This is a genomic window from Shouchella rhizosphaerae (assembly GCF_900142675.1).
In the GTDB taxonomy this organism is placed as follows: domain Bacteria; phylum Bacillota; class Bacilli; order Bacillales; family Bacillaceae_D; genus Shouchella; species Shouchella rhizosphaerae.
This window is the reverse complement of the sequence record NZ_FRBS01000001.1, coordinates 275,619-292,213: the sequence shown is the minus strand read 5'-3', so window position 1 is coordinate 292,213 and position 16,595 is coordinate 275,619. Positions and strand designations below refer to the sequence as shown.

Genomic DNA, 16,595 nt, shown 5'->3' with positions numbered 1-16,595 from the left:
TCGTTCATGGAGGCTACTTCTAAACAAAAGAAAGCGAATCAGGCTCGTTTTTTTGCCCACCTCTCTCCTTTAGGCTTGGCAGGGTTGGTCACTGTTTTCCTAATCGCCGTACTTGCTATCTTTGCACCGTGGATTGTTCCTCACGATCCTTTTCAAATTGATGCGACACAACGCCTAATCCCGCCAGCATGGATGGAAAATGGCTCCAGCTTGCATTGGCTCGGCACCGACCATCTAGGGAGAGATGTGCTCAGCCGTCTTATTTACGGAGGACGTGTTTCCCTTTTTGTCGGCATCGTCTCTGTTGTGATTGCTGGTTTCATTGGTCTGACACTTGGCCTTGCCTCTGGCTATTTAGGCGGTTGGCTCGATGCACTCATCATGCGCTTTGTTGACGCTATGCTTGCCATTCCAACGTTGTTGCTTGTCCTTGTAGCAATGGTAATGCTTGAACCGTCGATTGCCACACTCATTTTGATCATTGGACTGACAAGTTGGGTTCAGTATACTCGCGTTGTCCGTGGGGAAGTGCTTAGTGTAAAGGAAAGGGAGTTTGTCCAGTCTGCCAACACGCTTGGAGCAAGCAACACTTATATTGTTCGAAAACATATTTTGCCAAACGTTTTGTCTTCTTTTATTGTGATCGCGACCATTGGGATCGGCACAGCCATTTTAACAGAGTCCTCTCTTAGTTTTCTTGGCTTTGGCGTCCAGCCCCCTGACATCACTTGGGGAGGAATGCTAAACGACGGGCGCAACTACCTTGCCACAAGCTGGTGGGTTGCGACATTTCCTGGTATAGCCATTACAGTCACCGTTCTTTCCTTTACCTTTCTAGGAGATTGGTTACGGGACTTATTAGACCCACGCTTCATACGAGGAGGCATAAAGGATGACAAATAGCCCTTTGCTTCGTGTAAAAGACCTTGTCGCAACATTTGCTTCTGGCAGCGACTTCAAACCAGTTGTCAATGGCCTTTCCTTTCATGTTTATCCGGGTGAAATTGTAGCCATTGTCGGCGAATCAGGTAGCGGTAAAAGTGTGACCTCTCTTTCAATTATGGGGCTGTTAAATCGAAACGCCACGATCAGCGGATCGATCCTTTATGAAGGACAAGAGTTACTGACTATGTCGGCAACTGAACGCAGACGGTTACGTGGCAAAGAAATGTCGATGATTTTCCAAGAGCCGATGTCCTCTTTAAATCCAATGCTGCGCATTCAGACGCAAATTGCCGAAGTGCTTAAAATCCATAACCGTAGCTGGAGTAAATCAGCGATTGCTAAAAAAGTCATTGATTTGCTTGAACAAGTGGACATTCCAAACCCTGAAGAAACAGCAAAACGCTTTCCACACCAATTGTCTGGAGGCATGAGGCAACGGGTGATGATTGCCATCGCCATCGCCTGTCAACCAAAATTGTTAATTGCAGATGAACCGACAACAGCACTCGATGTCACGACGCAAGCACAAATCTTAGCGCTTATGAAACGGTTAAACAAACAAAACGGCACTGGAATCGTATTTATAACTCATGATTTAAGTGTCGTCGCTGATATCGCTGACCGAGTTCTTGTAATGCGCACCGGCAAAATTGTCGAAGAAGCGACGGTGTTTGATTTATTTGACAAACCGCAACACCCTTATACACTTGGCCTGTTAAAGGCAATGCCGACATTAGACACAAGTTTTTAGTCCTTAGCCCATTCTTGGCAATCCCCCAAGCTTGGCCAATGGATTGTCAGTATCCAGGAAAGGAGGAAACAAAAAATGGAACCGACGAGTGAATCGCTTCTTGATGTACGTCATCTAAGCAAAACATTTCCATTGAAAAAGAGCAAAACAAACAAAGCATCTTCCTTTAAAGCAGTAGATGACGTCAGTTTCCAAGTTTTTAAAGGAGAAACATTGGGGATTGTCGGCGAGTCAGGCAGTGGAAAATCAACGGTGGCAAAAATGATTTTGCAGCTCTTGGAACCAACTAGCGGGGAAATTTATTTTTTAGGGCAAAACCTTGCCAACCAGTCAAAAGCGGAAAGCAAAGCGACTAAAAGGCGTATGCAGGCAGTGTTCCAAGACCCATATGCGTCGTTAAACCCGAGAATGAGAGCTAAGGAAATTGTCACAGAACCGCTCATTCTCCATAAGCAATTAAACAAGAAAAAACGGGACGACAAGGCGCTAGAATTGTTGCATGAGGTTGGTTTAAGTGAACAGCATTTAAATCGGTTCCCACACGAATTTAGCGGTGGGCAGCGCCAACGGTTAAGCATTGCCAGAGCGATCGCCTTAAAACCAGATCTCATCATATGTGATGAGGCTGTCTCTGCCCTTGACGTCTCGATCCAAGCGCAAATTTTAAAATTGCTCAAGTCCCTGCAAACATCATATGGGCTCTCTTATATTTTTATTGCCCATGGATTGCCGACTGTGAAACAGCTTAGCAACCGTGTCGCGATTATGCATAAAGGCAAGATTGTCGAGATCGGAGAAACAAACGACATTTTCCAGTCGCCGAAACACACTTATACAAAATCACTGTTAAAAGCCGTGCCGCCCTCTCATCCTAGAGACAGGCACAAACCATCTATTGGAGGATAAAACATGAAAAAACCAGTTTCTTTTATAACCATTTCTGCTGTTTCACTGGCGCTCCTTGCTTCCTGCGGTTTTGAAGATCCTGATGCAAACGAAACAACCAATGACGATACAGCGTCTGGCAATGGCCAGCTGACGATTGCTAACCCTGCCGACATCACTACGTTTGACCCTCATAATAATAGCGTCATTACGACTTCGGCTGTACTCGTAAATGTATACAGTAAGTTGTTAAAACGGGATGAAGCAGGAGAAATCATTCCTGAGTTGGCGGAGAGTTGGGACACGATAGATGATGTAACTTGGGAATTCCAATTACGTGATGATGTTACTTTTCATAACGGCGATCCATTTACCGCGGAAGATGTGAAATTCTCATTGGAACGAGTTGCCAACGATACGACGCTCCAGCAATATGCCACATTTAGCCAAATTGAAAACGTGGACGTAGTGGATGACCATACCATTCAAATTACAACTGCTGAACCTGACCCACAATTGCTCAGTCGCCTCTCTACTCCAGCAGCAAGCATGTTGCCGAAAGACTATTTTGAAGAAGTAGGCGCTGATGAGTTTTTCAAAGCCCCGGTTGGAACAGGACCATTTCAATTTGAATCTTGGCAACAAGATGAGGCTGTTGTATTAAGCAAATATGAAGGCTATTTTGAAGGTGAGCCAAATTGGGAAACTGTTCGCTTTAGCGTGGTGCCTGAAGACTCAACCCGTGTATCTGAACTTCTTACCGGCGGCGTCGATATCGCCTTCAATATTCCTACCGCTGACATGGAACGGATTGACAACAATGATGGCACCCATATGGCATTAGAACCGATTCAACGTGTTATTCAAATTTGGCTGTCTAATGAGGAAGGAGAAACTACAGCTGACCCGGCAGTAAGAGAAGCGATTGATTTGGCTATCGACAATCAGGTGATTATCGATGAAATTCTTCAAGGCAGCGCTACAGCCACACGGACTCATATCACGCCCGGAAACTTTGGCGCTGATCCATCTTTATATGACACGTACGAGTACGATCCAGAACGAGCAAAAGAAATTCTTGCTGACGCTGGCTATGAAGATGGCGTAACAATCAATATGTCTGTTAATAATTACTATACGGAAATGGCGGAAGTGGTTGGCGGCATGCTAGCCGATGTCGGCATTACAGCCAATATCGAACTAATTGAACAAAGCCAGTTTGCCAACCGATTATTTAACGGTGAATTAGAAGAAGCGATCTTTGTCGGCTGGGGAAATGACATGTTTGATGCAAGCGTGCTCGATTTCTTTAAAGAAGAAGGGGTCGCCCCTTATACCAACCCTGAGATTGAACAGCTGCTTGAAGATGCTGCCTATAATATGGATGAGGAAGAACGTGCCGACCAATATCAACAAGTTCAACAACAATTAGCTGAAGATCGCGGCGCTGTTTATTTATTCCAACTTCAAGGCCGCTACGGGGTGAGTGACCGTTTGGATTACAAACCAAGACTTGATGAGCTCTATTACGCAAACGAAATCAAATTGGCCGAATAAGGCATAAGGAGAATAAACTCATGGACCTTCCAGCTTTATCGCAATGGGAAGCTTTTATGGTGGAAACGTTGCTTGCCAAAGGCATGGAGCGACAAACACTCATTAACTTGCTGAAAGCAAAAGATGCGGAAACACTGAACAACTTTGATGACACCTTCGATTATCATGAACTGATTACAGCTGCTGAAACAGCTTTCGACAACCTTACGCAAGCAGTGCAAGTAGGCTACACCATTAAGTTTGTGTCGAAATTCGGAATTAAACGCTTGCTTGGTTTAAAATATGGACTGGAGGAAGGCATCGACTACCAAATGGCAGACGACCGGTTTGACAATCTTACGCTTACAGCGGCACAATTAGCTGAATTTAAAGCAATGTTGTCGCCAAACTGGAAAGTGTTTAACGAAATTAATGGAAATGGGACTTTTACCGTCTCCATTCTCCATGCAACCCTTGTACACAACACCTAACCTTATCAAAATGAAGCCCTAAGCTTTTTTGCTTAGGGCTTCAGACTGTAGACAAACGCTCGCATACTTCGTCGTTTGCCTCACTCATATGCTCATGAACCCCCGTTCTATTCGCATCTTCCCTCGGCTGCACTCCTCGTCTGACAAGCGTTTTCTATCAGTCTGAGGGCGGTTATCGACTTTGTCGACAACCTCAAGCCCTAAGCTTTTTTGCTTAGGGCTTCATTTTACGTGGTTGTTGTCTTATTCATGTTTTTTCAATTTTCGTTTAGCCAAGTAAGAAAGGCCAAAGCAACAACCGGCAAATACAATAGCAGCTCCAATAATGCCTGAATATATTTGTACACTTGCATCATGTATTTGGTAAGGCTCAGGCAGCCAAAAACCAATTGTCAAAAATAAACCCGCCCCTAAAAACAACAAGCAGAACAACTGATAATCATGCTGATCCTGTTTCAAACGTTGAATCGTCTTTTCGTCCATTAGACTGCCTCCTCTCCTACTGCTCTCCTTTTCTATCTTAACAGATCAAAAGAAGTTCGAAAGGCGAAGACTTTTGCTAATAGAGGAAAATTATGCTGATAAATGGTCGAGCATCAACATCACTTGTTTAGCAGAATTGACAGCTGATTTTTCTAAAAATGTATCGTATGACATCTTTGCGTCTTGGCCAGCCACATCAGACAAGGCTCGAATAATGACAAATGGGGTCTGGAATTGGTGGCATACTTGAGCGATCGCGCCAGCTTCCATTTCTGCACAATAAGCAGCAGGAAATAGCGTTTTGACTTCATTTACACGCGTTTCTTCCCCCATAAAGGAATCACCTGTCACAATCAGCCCCTCTTCTGAATGGAAACCTACTTTTTGCGCGGCTGTCTTCGCCGCTGCGATTAAGGTTGCATCTGGCAAATACGCTGGCACCATTCCTGGAACTTGTCCATATTCATAGCCAAACACAGTTGCGTCAACATCGTGGTAACGCACCTCCGTTGAAATGACAAGATCGCCAACAGCCATACTTGCGTTAAGGCCACCTGCTACGCCAGTGTTGATAATGGCATCAGGTTGAAACCGATCATTTAATAGCGTTGTTGCCAGTGCAGCGTTCACTTTTCCAATTCCACATCGTGTTAAGACTACTTGCACAGCGCCAATTTGGCCTTCTGTAAATTCACAATTGGCAATCGTTGTCGCTACACGGTTTTCCATTTTATCTCGTAAAAAGTTAACTTCTTCTTCCATTGCGCCAATGATACCGATTTTCACAGCCACTCTTCCCTTCTATTGGACAATTTCTTTTCCAGTATACACACCTTTAAGGAAGATTTCACGACTTAAAACTGAAAAAACCAGCTGGCAATGCCGGCTGGTTTTCTTTGTCTTGATTGACAAAGCGTTTTCGATCCGTCTGGTTATGCGTTTTTCTTCGTTGCTGTTTTTCGTTTTGATGCAGCTGCTTTTTTCCGTTTCGGCTTTGTCCGCTCTAATGACGCCTCTAGCGCTGACATTAAATCGGTCACATTCGTGTCCCGTTCGGCTTCTTTTGGTTCCGAAACAACCATTTTGTTTCCTTGCTTTTTTTGTTCAATTAGATCAAAAAGCTGCTCCCGGTATTCATCCGTGTATGACTCTGGGTCAAATTCACTGGTAAGCTGGTCAATTAAAAGCAACGCCGTCTTTAGTTCTTTTTCTTCTACTTTAGGCGCTTCTGGCAAATTAGGGACATCAGCAAGCTTCCGCACTTCATCAGGAAAATAAATCGTCTCCATCATTAAGGCGTTGCCGTACGTACGGACAATTGCCAAATGTTCTTTCGCGCGAATGATAATTTTGCCAATGCCAATTTTTTTAGAATCAGCAAGCGCCCTTTGCAACAATGCGTAGGCTTTGGAGCCACCATCCCCTGGCGCTAAAAAATAAGAACGGTCAAAATAAATCGGGTCGACTTCCTCCAATTGGACAAAATCAAGAATTTGCACCGCTTTGTCTTCGTTGTCTTTTCGAAACTGCTCAAGTTCTTCTGCTTCAATAACAACAAATTTGTTTTTCGCGTATTCGTATGCTTTGACAATATCGTCTGCCTCTACTGCTTCCTCGCAGTGGTGACACCTTTTCTCATAAGAGATTGGCGTATGGCACTTTTTATGGAGCTGACGCATTTTGATGTCTTTGTTTTCGGTTGCCGTGTGCAGCTTAACAGGAATATGAACAAGCCCGAACTGGATGCTGCCTTTCCAAACTGTATGCATGATTTCACCTCACTCTTACTATACGGCGCAAACGCCATTAATATCACAGGAAAGGTTTGGTTACTCTATAGCTAGGAGGTAGCGCAAATGAAACCAATGAAACTGACGGAGACGACCGCATTTCCTCAGTCAACAGGCTGGGTTGCAGAGCCTAAATACGATGGCTATCGTTGCCTTGTCTCCATTACAGACACGAGCATTGAGCTAATAAGCCGCAACGGGCGATTGCTAAACCACGCTTTCCCTGAAGTTGTAAGTGCTTTTGAAGAAAGGCGAACAAAACTTTCAAACGAGTTGCCGATCGTATTAGATGGAGAGCTTGTTTGTTTGCTGAATGGCTACGCAAGTCATTTTCCTGCCGTACAAACCCGTTCGCGCATGAGCAATGTTCATGTAATCGAAAAGGAAATGGTAAGCAGGCCTTGCCAATGGATAGCCTTTGACATACTGAACCAACCTAATGTTCCTTATCGAGAAAGGCGCAAACAGTTGTTATCATTCTGCAAACGTGCCGACATTCCCGCCCTCACTCCATTAGGCGATGTTCCGACACTTGGTGTGGTTGAGTCGACAAGCGCTATTCAAGCGCTCCTTACGACCGTTAAACGTTATAATGGCGAAGGGATTGTCCTTAAAAAACAGCTAAGCCCCTACAATCAAAATATTCGTTCAAAAGATTGGCTAAAACTGAAACATTACCGGCTTGTACCTGTTCTTGTTACATTTTTTGATGCCACGAATGGCTATTTTCACGGCAGCGTTTATCACCAACAAGGGGCGTTAAACGAAGTCGCTATTTTTAAGCACGGCCTTTTGCCAGACGATGCCAAAACGTTAGCCAATTTTTTTAGAACAAAAGGAACGGCTGAAAAAAATGGGTTTCGCCTCGCTCCATCAATCGTCGTTGAGCTCGCTTGCATTGGCCTTTCTGGTGGACAACTCCGTGAAGTCTCCTTTGTCCGCTTTTTGCATCATGCTGATCCAAACGACATCACCATGACCACGCTGTTTCATGGTCTGTACCCATTGCCAGATATTGTAGAGACGACAAGTTTGGATAAACCGTTATGGGAACAGGTCACAAAAGCGGATTACCTTCATTATTTGCAAGCTGTTATGCCTTTTATGCTGCCTTTTTTATATCAACGAGCGCTTACTGTTATTCGGTTTCCCCATGGGACGTTTGCAAATGAGCGTTTTTACCAGAAACATATTCCAAATTATGCGCCTGCTTATGTCAACTCAGCTTGGTTAGAAGACATTTGTTATATTTTGTGCAACAATCCAGAAACGCTTATATGGCTCGGAAACCAACTGGCGTTGGAACTCCATATTCCGTTTCAAACGATTGAATCAAGCAAACCAGATGAAATTGTCTTTGATCTCGATCCACCTAGCCAAGATCAGTTTGGCCTTGCCCAGGAAGCAGCACTGGACATGAAACAAATTTTCAATCGATTTCAACTCCCCTTTTTTTGCAAAACGACTGGAGGAAAAGGCCTGCAAGTACACATTCCATTGGAAAAACAGACCCTTACTTATGAGGAAACAGGCCGCTTCATGAAATTTGTCGCAGATTTTCTCTGCCAACAAAAGCCAGGCAAGTATACGACGGAACGACTCAAAAAAAAGCGACGTAACCGTCTCTATATCGACTACGTTCAGCATGCTTATAACAAAACGGTCATTGCCCCATACTCCATGAGAGAGACCGGCTTTGCCGCCGTTCCTTTGCGAGAAGACGAATTAGCATCGCCAACCCTTTCGCCTCAGCAATTTTCATACGTTGATGTGCTTAGGCGCATCCAACAATTTGAGAACCCGTTTATTGGCTACGAACGAGAACGAGTAAGCAAAGAACGCTTTATCCAATTGCTCGATGAGATTGGCATATAGCAAAAAACGGATGCAGCATGCATCCGTTTCAGACTCATTTATTCGGTCTACGCGAATCGTTAAAGTAGACGCTAGCGAGGGTCTGTAGCTGATTCGCTCGACGAGACAACCGTCCAACCAACATTGTCTTCCCATTGAAGGTGTACATCGTAATAGGTGCCTGTGTTGTTATCAAGCAACACGCCTCGGGCACTTGTAGTCGAGCCGCCATTTCCTAACCACATAAGTGTTGAATTCGATTCGTTTAAACCTGTGGCCAAATAAAGGGCTGACTCCATTTCGTTCCAGTTTTGACTTCCTCTTGTAAAGTCATTCGGTGACGGATTTTCCTGTTGCGTAGGAACAGTATCGCCTTCTGTTTCTTCCGTTTCTTCGTCTTCTGATTGTTCTTCTTCGTCGTTTTCCTCACTGCTATTTTCGTCTTCATTATTTTCTTCTTCGGAAGCAGCGTTGTCGCTGTCGCCCTCATCATTGGCTGCTGTACTTCCTTCTTCATCGCCTTCTTCAATCGTTTGGCCATCTCCAGATTGACCTGAGCTGCTTTCTTGTTCATCCACAGCAGCTTGATCGGAACTAAACCAATTTACTGCAAGATTGCCACCAAGAAAGAGGATCAGCACAGTAACAATGATAATAGCAATGTTTAGGATTCGATTAATACGTTTACTTCTGCGATATTCAGATCGCCGTCCCATCAAATAACCTCCTCTTTCCAACGTTCTTTTTCCATTATAGCTTGTTTCAGTTGAACTTCAACCTTCCTTTTGTCGGAGATTGACGAAAAATCATGTGAAAAAAAAGAGTCCTCTTGTTACAAGTGCAACAAGAGAACTTCTTATATCTAGCGGATTTCAAGGATTTCGACTTCCATTTCCCCGCCTGGCGTATTCACAACTACACGGTCATTAACTGTTTTACCTAACAAACTTTGCGCCATCGGAGAGTCATTTGAAATTTTCCCCTCAAAAGGATCTGACTCCGCTGAACCGACAATCGTATATTCTTCTTCTTCCCCATCAGGCAGTTCCATTAAGCGAACTGTTTTTCCTAATGAAACAACATTGCCATCTACTTTTTCATTTTCAATCATGACGGCATTGCGAATCATTTTTTCCAGCTGGGCAATCCGGCCTTCAACAAATGCCTGGTCTTCTTTGGCAGAATCATACTCGGAGTTCTCCGACAGGTCGCCAAAGCTACGTGCGACTTTTATACGTTCAACGACTTCTTTACGTCGTGTTGTAATCAAATAATGTAGTTCTTCTTCAAGTTTTTTCTTGCCTTCTGCGGTCATGTAATGTTTTTTCTCTTCTGCCATGCTATTCACTCCTCATTAATATATACAAAAGGACGGTTGGGACTGGCTTTTTTAAGCATCCAACTTCTTTTGTTCAATAATTGTGCGAATTTTTGTTGCCATTAAATCGATCGCGACTTTGTTTTGCCCGCCTTCTGGGATAATTAAATCGGCATAACGTTTTGTCGGCTCCACAAACTGCAAATGCATGGGCCTCACGACCGAAGTATATTGGTCAATGACTGAATCAATTGACCGCCCGCGCTCCTTTGTATCGCGAACAAGCCTACGAATGATGCGGATATCAGGATCCGTGTCGACAAACACCTTTATATCCATCATGCTTCGTAAACGTTCGTCTTCAAGAATCAAAATTCCTTCTAGGATAATGACATCTTTCGGCTCAATTTTTGTAACCTCTTTTGCCCTTGTATGATTGGCATAATCGTAGGAAGGCTTAAAAATCGGCGACCGATCGGCCAGTTGCATAAGATGGGCATAAAGAAGCTCATTGTCAAATGAAAGCGGATGGTCATAATTCGTTTTTAAACGCTCTTCAAATGTGAGATGATCTTGATTTTTATAATATGCATCTTGTTCAATCAAGACAATGGATGACTGGCTGAACTGCTTAAATATTTCTTTGGCGACCGTTGTCTTCCCAGATCCAGTGCCGCCTGCTACGCCAATGATCACAGGCCTCGTGCTTGATTCCATTCGTCTTCCTCTCCTATGTTGCTGTTAAGTTCGTATCTTCATGCTGCACGCCATTCCATCGCCAATTGGCAAAATGCGCGTCGTAAAATCGGGATGGTTGGACAACCATTCATTGTAGCGTTTGATTTTGATCGCGAGCTTCTGCAAACGTTTTGGTTGCGAAGACAAGTCTTCTTTTGCGACAAGGCCGCGAAACAAAATATTGTCACTGATCACAAGCCCCGAATCTGCTAACTTCGGCGTATACAATTCAAAAAAAGTTTGGTATTGCCCTTTTGCAGCATCAATAAATAATACATCAAATGGAGTGGAATGTACAACGAGATCAACTCCATTGGTCGCATCCCCATGGATAAGGTGAATTCGGTCTTGCAAGCCAGCACGCTGTATGTAAGCTTGTGCTTGATGAAAGCGAACATCATCCCGTTCGATTGTCGTAATCTGCGTTTGCGGAAGCGCTTCCGCCATTCGAATAGCCGAATAGCCGATTGCTGTTCCAATTTCTAAGATGGTTTTTGGTTGTTTGGCGACAAGTAGCAAAAGCATAGCTTCCAGTGCCACGAGTTCCATAATCGGCACGTTGTTGTCCTTTGCATACTGCTCCATTTCCAGCACAAGCGGCGAACGTTTTGGTAGCAGCGACGTTACATAATCATGTATTTCTTCGTTCATCATGTGTAGGCCATTCCTTTGCAATGAAAAAAGCAAGGGAGGCTAGGCTCCCCGCCCTACTCATTATTTTCTGCTTCTTCCCATTCATGACGGTAGGCATCACGTGCTTCTAGATGCTTGTTGTAATCTTCATTGTAGATGATTTCACCGTTGTAACGGGCATAGAAATACAGGTAATCAGTGTCATTCGGGTCAGCAGCAGCTACAAGTGATTGTTCCCGGACTGTAGCAATCGGTCCAGGCGGCAACCCTTCATATCGATACGTATTATACGGTGAATCGATGTCAAGGTCATCATAGGTTGTCATATAAATATGCTCGCCTTGGGCGTATGCAACGGTTGGGTCGACTTGCAGCTTCATATTTTGCTCTAATCGGTTATGAAGGACGCCAGAAATTTCAAAGCGGTCTGGTGCCTCTTTTGCTTCCCGTTCAATAATGGATCCAATCGTCAGCAGCTCATGGAAGGTGTACTCGCTGTTTTCAATCAAGTCGGTATTGTTTTGATAAATTTGTTCCATTTGGTCAAGCATCGCTTCAATGACCGTTTTTACAGGTGGCTGTTCCTCTTCAAATGGATAACTGGCGGGAAACAAGTAGCCTTCCAGAGGGTGATGAATCTCTTCGTTTAAAATTTCATCTGTCAGCATGTCATAGTCGTCGATAAGCTCTTTGACATATTCTTCATCATCTATAACGGCCATTACTTCTTCTTGGGATGTCCCAGTAAACTCGGCAAGCCTTTCGCTTAAGCTTGCTAAGTTAAGGCCTTCAGGAATAGTAATCGTCGAGGCAGCCTCCGCCACGACTCGGCCATCTTTTAAACTTGCAATAAGCTCATCCACGCCCATTGATGTGTTTAATGTATACGTTCCTGCTTGGAAATCCGATTCATTTTTATAACGGGCGTAATAACGGAAAAACGTTGCATTGCGGATTAATCCTTCTTCTTCTAGAATGTCCGCAATTCCGCTTGTCGAAGTTCCGACAGGAATCGTTACTTCTATATCGGTGCCTTCCCCTTCTTCGTCCATTGGTTTTAAAGCGGTTGTTAAGTAAAAATAACTAAATATGCCGGCGGCCAAAATCACGGCAAACAGAATTAAAACACAAATAAACACGATCTTACGGACGGTTTTGGCTTGGGATGCACGTTCCTGATAAAGCTCTGAATGCTGTTTCGGTTGCTTTGTCATTTATTGCCTCCTTACCCGTCCCATTATACTACAAAAAATGCTAAAGTCATCCTTTATCGCCTTCATTTTTACAGCATTCGCCCTTTATTCTAAAGCAAACCCGTGCCACATTCAGCACGGGTTTGTGGTTTTACTCTTCCTCTTCAGAGAAAGTATTAAGCATCTCTTCGATCATGTCCCATTCTTCGTCCGTCTCAACGGGATAAAACGAAATATCATTGTCTTCGTTTTGCTGTTCTTCATAACGGAACGCAAACACTTCGACTTCCTCTTCGTCATCCTCTTCTTCCCCGACTGGAACGAGTACCATATACGACTTTTCTGTTTCGTCAACTGTAAAACGGAACAATTCATCAAATAGATGTTCTGTGCCATTCTCATCTGGAATGACAAAACGCTCTTTTTCTTCTTGAGCCATTTTCTTTCCCTCGCTTTGCTAAATGGTTTGTTCTATGTCAGTGTGTGGCTTTGGCGGTCTAAATATCCTTGTAAAATGAAAACAGCAGCCATTTTGTCTACAGCTTTTTTGCGTTTTTTTCGACTTACATCTGCATCAATTAAAACGCGCTGAGCTGCAGCTGTTGTAAGACGTTCATCCCATAAAACGGTCTGTACATTGCACTGTTGTTCAAGTGTTCGTGCGAATGTCTCACTCCGTGTGGCGCTTTCCCCAACCGTGCCGTTCATGTTTTTAGGATAACCAATCACCACTTTTTGGACGTCATTCTCTTTGATCAGCTGAGCTAGTGCTTCAAAATCACGGTTTGGGTCGTCTTCAGATCGTTGGATCGTCGGCAGTCCTTGCGCTGTCCACCCGAACGCATCACTAATGGCGACACCAATTGTTTTTGTCCCTACGTCTAAGCCGATTGTTTTCATTTGTTTTCCTTGCCATGGGACCGCAAATACGACTTCACAAGCGTTTCAATTAGCTCGTCTCGTTCTAATTTGCGGATTAGCGTGCGGGCATCTTTATGCCTAGGAATGTAGGCTGGATCACCAGACAACAGATAGCCGACGATTTGGTTAATCGGGTTGTACCCTTTTTCTTCAAGCGCATCATAAACAGACAAGAGCACTTCTTGGACATCTGCGTCAAAGGAATCATCATTAAAATTGAATTGCATCGTATTATCCATTGAACTCAACTAGCTCTCACCTCTTTTAGCGTTCTTTAGACGAAATGCGCGTCGTTCTGTCGTCTGTCCTATTGTACAACAGAATCGACCATTTAGGAAATTGATTTCACGTATTCATGCACATAGGCAAGGGCTTCGTCCAACTTGGCAGGATCTTTTCCACCAGCTTGCGCCATATCAGGACGGCCACCGCCACCTCCGCCTGTACGAGCGGCAACTTCTTTAATTAATTTGCCGGCATGGAAGCCTTCCGCAATAGCCGGCTTTGTAACGCCAGCGACAAAGGCAAGCTTGTTGCCTGTTTTTGCTGCAAGGACAATTACTGCTTTTTCGTGTGCTTGTTTAAGCGTATCCACCATAGAACGGAGCGCTTCCGTGTCTTTTGCATCAACTTTGGCTGCAATAACGGCAACACCGCCAATTTCCTTGACTTGGTCATTTAAATTTCCAGCTTCAGCTTGCCCAAGCTTAGCGGTTAACGATTCGTTCTCCCTTTGAGCTTTCCGCAACTCTTCTTGCAAGCTTTCAATTCGCTGCGGCACGTCAGATAATCGCTTTGCTTTTAAACGTTCCGCCGCATCTTTTAAAATCGCTGTTTGCTCTGACAAAAACTGATAGGCGCCTTTTGACGTCACTGCTTCAATACGGCGCACACCTGCCCCAATACCGGATTCGCTTGTAATTTTAAACAATCCGATCTCAGCTGTGTTGCGTACATGGCAACCACCACACAATTCTAGGCTGTAATCGCCAACACGGACAACACGGACTTCGCTGCCGTATTTCTCCCCAAACAATGCCATTGCGCCGGCCGCTTTTGCTTCTTCTAAACGTTGAATCGAAATGTCAACTGGCAACGCCTGCCACACTTTTTCGTTAACAATTTCTTCAATTTGCTGAAGCTCATTCGGCGTCACTTGCCCAAAATGGGAAAAGTCAAAGCGCAACCGTTCACTCGACACAAGCGACCCTGCTTGATTGACATGTTCGCCTAAAACGTCTTTTAACGCTTGGTGGAGCAAATGGGTGGCTGTATGATTTTTAACAATATCGAGTCGTTCCCTTACTTCTATACGGGCGCTTGCTTGTTGGCCAGCGGAGATTTCGCCAATTGTCACTTCAGCCGTGTGCAGATGTTGGCCATTTGGCGCTTTTTTCACATCTTTAACTACAGCTTGTCCTGTGTCGGTTACAATCATCCCTCTATCTGCCACTTGCCCGCCGCTCTCAGCATAAAAAGGCGTTTCATCAAGAAAGAATTGGATGACATCCCCTTGGACGGCTTGCTCGACTTTCTCTTTGCCGCGGACGAGCGTCGTAATGACTGCATCTGTCTCCGTATGTTCATAGCCGACAAACACACTTGGCGTTTTCACTTCGCCAAAGACATCTTCTTGAACGGACATTGATGCGCTTTCCTGGCGAGCCGCCCGCGCTCTCTGCCGCTGTTGTTCCATTTCCTGGTCAAAGCCAGCACGGTCAACTGTCAATCCTTCATCATGGACATACTCTTCCGTTAAATCAATTGGAAAGCCATACGTGTCATAAAGGCGAAATGCGTCCTCACCTGCAATGGTTTCATTGTTGGTGGCCTTTGCTTTTTCGATAATGTCGCTTAAAATGGCAAGGCCTTCGTTCAATGTTTCATGGAAACGCTCTTCTTCGGTGCGAATGACCCGTGCAATAAAGTCTTGCTTATCTGCAACTTCAGGATAAAAGTCTTTCATGATCGCACCAACAACGGGCACGAGCTCATACATAAACGGGCGGTCAATGCCAATTGATTTTGCAAAGCGGACCGCGCGGCGCAACAAGCGGCGCAACACATAACCTCGACCTTCATTAGACGGCAACGCCCCGTCGCCAACTGCAAAAGCAACCGTTCGAATATGGTCGGCAATCACTTTAAAAGCAGTATCTGCTTCCTTGTATGTTGTACTAGCCAGTGCTTCCGTTGCCTCAATGATTGGCATAAACAAATCTGTCTCAAAGTTGGTCGGCGTGTCTTGGATCACAGATACCATCCGCTCCAGACCCATGCCTGTATCAATGTTTTTCTTTGGCAATGGCGTGTATGTACCATCTGCGTTATGGTTGAACTGGGAAAAAACCAAATTCCAAATCTCAAGGTAGCGTTCATTTTCACCACCTGGATACAACTCTGGGTCATTCGGGTCATCGCCATACTCAGGTCCCCGGTCATAGAAAATTTCTGAGTTTGGACCACTTGGGCCTTCGCCAATGTCCCAGAAGTTTCCTTCTAAGCGGATAATCCGTTCTTCAGGAAGACCAATATGTTGATGCCAATAGCGGTAAGCCTCTTCATCTTCAGGATGAACGGTCACAGAAAGGCGTTCTTGCGGAAACCCGATCCATTTTTTATCGGTTAAAAATTCCCACGCCCATTCAATCGCTTGCTCTTTAAAATAATCGCCGATTGAAAAATTGCCAAGCATCTCAAAAAATGTATGGTGTCGCGCCGTTTTTCCGACGTTTTCGATGTCGTTCGTACGAATCGACTTTTGCGCGTTGACAATACGCGGGTTTTCGGGAATCACCCGTCCGTCAAAATACTTTTTTAATGTGGCAACGCCACTGTTAATCCATAGCAATGACGGATCTTCAAAAGGCACAAGGGAAGCACTTGGCTCTACAGAATGGCCTTTCTCTTTAAAAAAGTCAATGAACATTTGGCGAACACTTGCCGAACTTAACCGTTGCAATATGAATCACTCCTTATGTATTTATCAGCACATAAAAAAACTCCTCCCTAGAAAGAAGGGACGAGATGTCTGTTCACGCGGTACCACCCTCATTA

At 44.5% G+C, this 16,595-nt stretch carries 18 protein-coding genes and 1 other annotated feature (1 of these 19 only partly in view); of the genes, 6 read left to right on the top strand and 12 right to left on the bottom strand.

Annotated elements, in window-relative coordinates:
• The first annotated feature begins 6 nt into the window (after window positions 1-6).
• The 5 genes from BUC05_RS01475 (at window position 7) to BUC05_RS01455 (ending at window position 4,608) form a co-directional block, all read left to right on the top strand.
• Window positions 7-903 carry an ABC transporter permease gene (locus tag BUC05_RS01475; RefSeq protein ID WP_011246452.1) on the top strand — a complete coding sequence of 299 codons (897 nt, stop codon included), beginning with the start codon at window positions 7-9 and terminating at the stop codon, window positions 901-903.
• On the top strand, window positions 893-1,696 hold the full coding sequence (locus BUC05_RS01470) for an ABC transporter ATP-binding protein (RefSeq protein ID WP_011246451.1): 804 nt from the start codon (window positions 893-895) through the stop codon (window positions 1,694-1,696). The genes BUC05_RS01475 and BUC05_RS01470 overlap by 11 nt, the downstream gene beginning before the upstream one ends.
• 75 nt (window positions 1,697-1,771) lie before the next feature.
• On the top strand, window positions 1,772-2,602 hold the full coding sequence (locus BUC05_RS01465; RefSeq protein ID WP_011246450.1) for an ATP-binding cassette domain-containing protein: 831 nt from the start codon (window positions 1,772-1,774) through the stop codon (window positions 2,600-2,602).
• Window positions 2,603-2,605: 3 nt separating this feature from the next.
• A complete protein-coding gene (locus BUC05_RS01460; protein ID WP_073303990.1) occupies window positions 2,606-4,138 on the top strand; it encodes an ABC transporter substrate-binding protein in 1,533 nt (510 codons plus the stop codon).
• A gap of 20 nt (window positions 4,139-4,158) precedes the next feature.
• Complete coding sequence (locus BUC05_RS01455) at window positions 4,159-4,608, top strand: hypothetical protein (protein ID WP_011246448.1); 450 nt, start codon at window positions 4,159-4,161, stop codon at window positions 4,606-4,608.
• 243 nt (window positions 4,609-4,851) lie between these two features.
• On the opposite strand, the gene BUC05_RS01450 is transcribed toward BUC05_RS01455, so the two are convergent.
• The 3 genes from BUC05_RS01450 to BUC05_RS01440 all read right to left on the bottom strand — a co-directional run bounded on the left by BUC05_RS01450 (window position 4,852) and on the right by BUC05_RS01440 (window position 6,860).
• Window positions 4,852-5,091, bottom strand: coding sequence for a YrhC family protein (locus BUC05_RS01450; RefSeq protein WP_035204561.1), 240 nt, complete (start codon window positions 5,089-5,091; stop codon window positions 4,852-4,854).
• A gap of 90 nt (window positions 5,092-5,181) precedes the next feature.
• Complete coding sequence (gene mtnN / locus BUC05_RS01445; protein ID WP_011246447.1) at window positions 5,182-5,877, bottom strand: 5'-methylthioadenosine/S-adenosylhomocysteine nucleosidase; 696 nt, start codon at window positions 5,875-5,877, stop codon at window positions 5,182-5,184.
• Window positions 5,878-6,023: 146 nt separating this feature from the next.
• The gene (locus BUC05_RS01440; RefSeq protein ID WP_073303988.1) at window positions 6,024-6,860 is read right to left on the bottom strand and encodes a non-homologous end joining protein Ku; all 837 of its coding nucleotides are present in this window, start codon (window positions 6,858-6,860) and stop codon (window positions 6,024-6,026) included.
• A gap of 87 nt (window positions 6,861-6,947) precedes the next feature.
• Here BUC05_RS01440 and BUC05_RS01435 point away from each other — a divergent pair, with 87 nt between their 5' ends.
• On the top strand, window positions 6,948-8,756 hold the full coding sequence (locus tag BUC05_RS01435) for a DNA ligase D (RefSeq protein WP_073303986.1): 1,809 nt from the start codon (window positions 6,948-6,950) through the stop codon (window positions 8,754-8,756).
• A gap of 71 nt (window positions 8,757-8,827) precedes the next feature.
• On the opposite strand, the gene BUC05_RS01430 is transcribed toward BUC05_RS01435, so the two are convergent.
• The 9 genes from BUC05_RS01430 to alaS form a co-directional block, all read right to left on the bottom strand.
• Entirely contained in the window at window positions 8,828-9,451 is a 624-nt protein-coding gene (locus BUC05_RS01430) for a YrrS family protein (RefSeq protein ID WP_073303984.1), read from the bottom strand.
• 146 nt (window positions 9,452-9,597) lie between these two features.
• Window positions 9,598-10,074: a transcription elongation factor GreA gene (greA, locus tag BUC05_RS01425; RefSeq protein WP_011246443.1), complete on the bottom strand. Its 477-nt coding sequence runs from the start codon at window positions 10,072-10,074 to the stop codon at window positions 9,598-9,600.
• Between the two features lie 51 nt (window positions 10,075-10,125).
• Window positions 10,126-10,770 (bottom strand): uridine kinase, encoded by a 645-nt coding sequence (gene udk / locus BUC05_RS01420; protein ID WP_035204555.1) that lies wholly within the window; start codon window positions 10,768-10,770, stop codon window positions 10,126-10,128.
• A gap of 24 nt (window positions 10,771-10,794) precedes the next feature.
• A complete protein-coding gene (locus BUC05_RS01415) occupies window positions 10,795-11,445 on the bottom strand; it encodes an O-methyltransferase (RefSeq protein ID WP_011246441.1) in 651 nt (216 codons plus the stop codon).
• Window positions 11,446-11,498: 53 nt separating this feature from the next.
• The gene (gene mltG / locus BUC05_RS01410) at window positions 11,499-12,638 is read right to left on the bottom strand and encodes an endolytic transglycosylase MltG (protein ID WP_073303982.1); all 1,140 of its coding nucleotides are present in this window, start codon (window positions 12,636-12,638) and stop codon (window positions 11,499-11,501) included.
• A 130-nt stretch (window positions 12,639-12,768) separates the two neighbouring features.
• Window positions 12,769-13,056 carry a DUF1292 domain-containing protein gene (locus BUC05_RS01405; RefSeq protein ID WP_011246439.1) on the bottom strand — a complete coding sequence of 96 codons (288 nt, stop codon included), beginning with the start codon at window positions 13,054-13,056 and terminating at the stop codon, window positions 12,769-12,771.
• 32 nt (window positions 13,057-13,088) lie between these two features.
• Window positions 13,089-13,517: a Holliday junction resolvase RuvX gene (gene ruvX, locus BUC05_RS01400; protein ID WP_011246438.1), complete on the bottom strand. Its 429-nt coding sequence runs from the start codon at window positions 13,515-13,517 to the stop codon at window positions 13,089-13,091.
• Window positions 13,514-13,786, bottom strand: coding sequence for an IreB family regulatory phosphoprotein (locus BUC05_RS01395; protein ID WP_011246437.1), 273 nt, complete (start codon window positions 13,784-13,786; stop codon window positions 13,514-13,516). The genes ruvX and BUC05_RS01395 overlap by 4 nt, the downstream gene beginning before the upstream one ends.
• An 83-nt stretch (window positions 13,787-13,869) precedes the next feature.
• Window positions 13,870-16,500 carry an alanine--tRNA ligase gene (alaS, locus tag BUC05_RS01390; protein ID WP_073303980.1) on the bottom strand — a complete coding sequence of 877 codons (2,631 nt, stop codon included), beginning with the start codon at window positions 16,498-16,500 and terminating at the stop codon, window positions 13,870-13,872.
• A 53-nt stretch (window positions 16,501-16,553) separates the two neighbouring features.
• Window positions 16,554-16,595, bottom strand: a binding site (T-box leader); it runs 171 nt beyond the window's last position.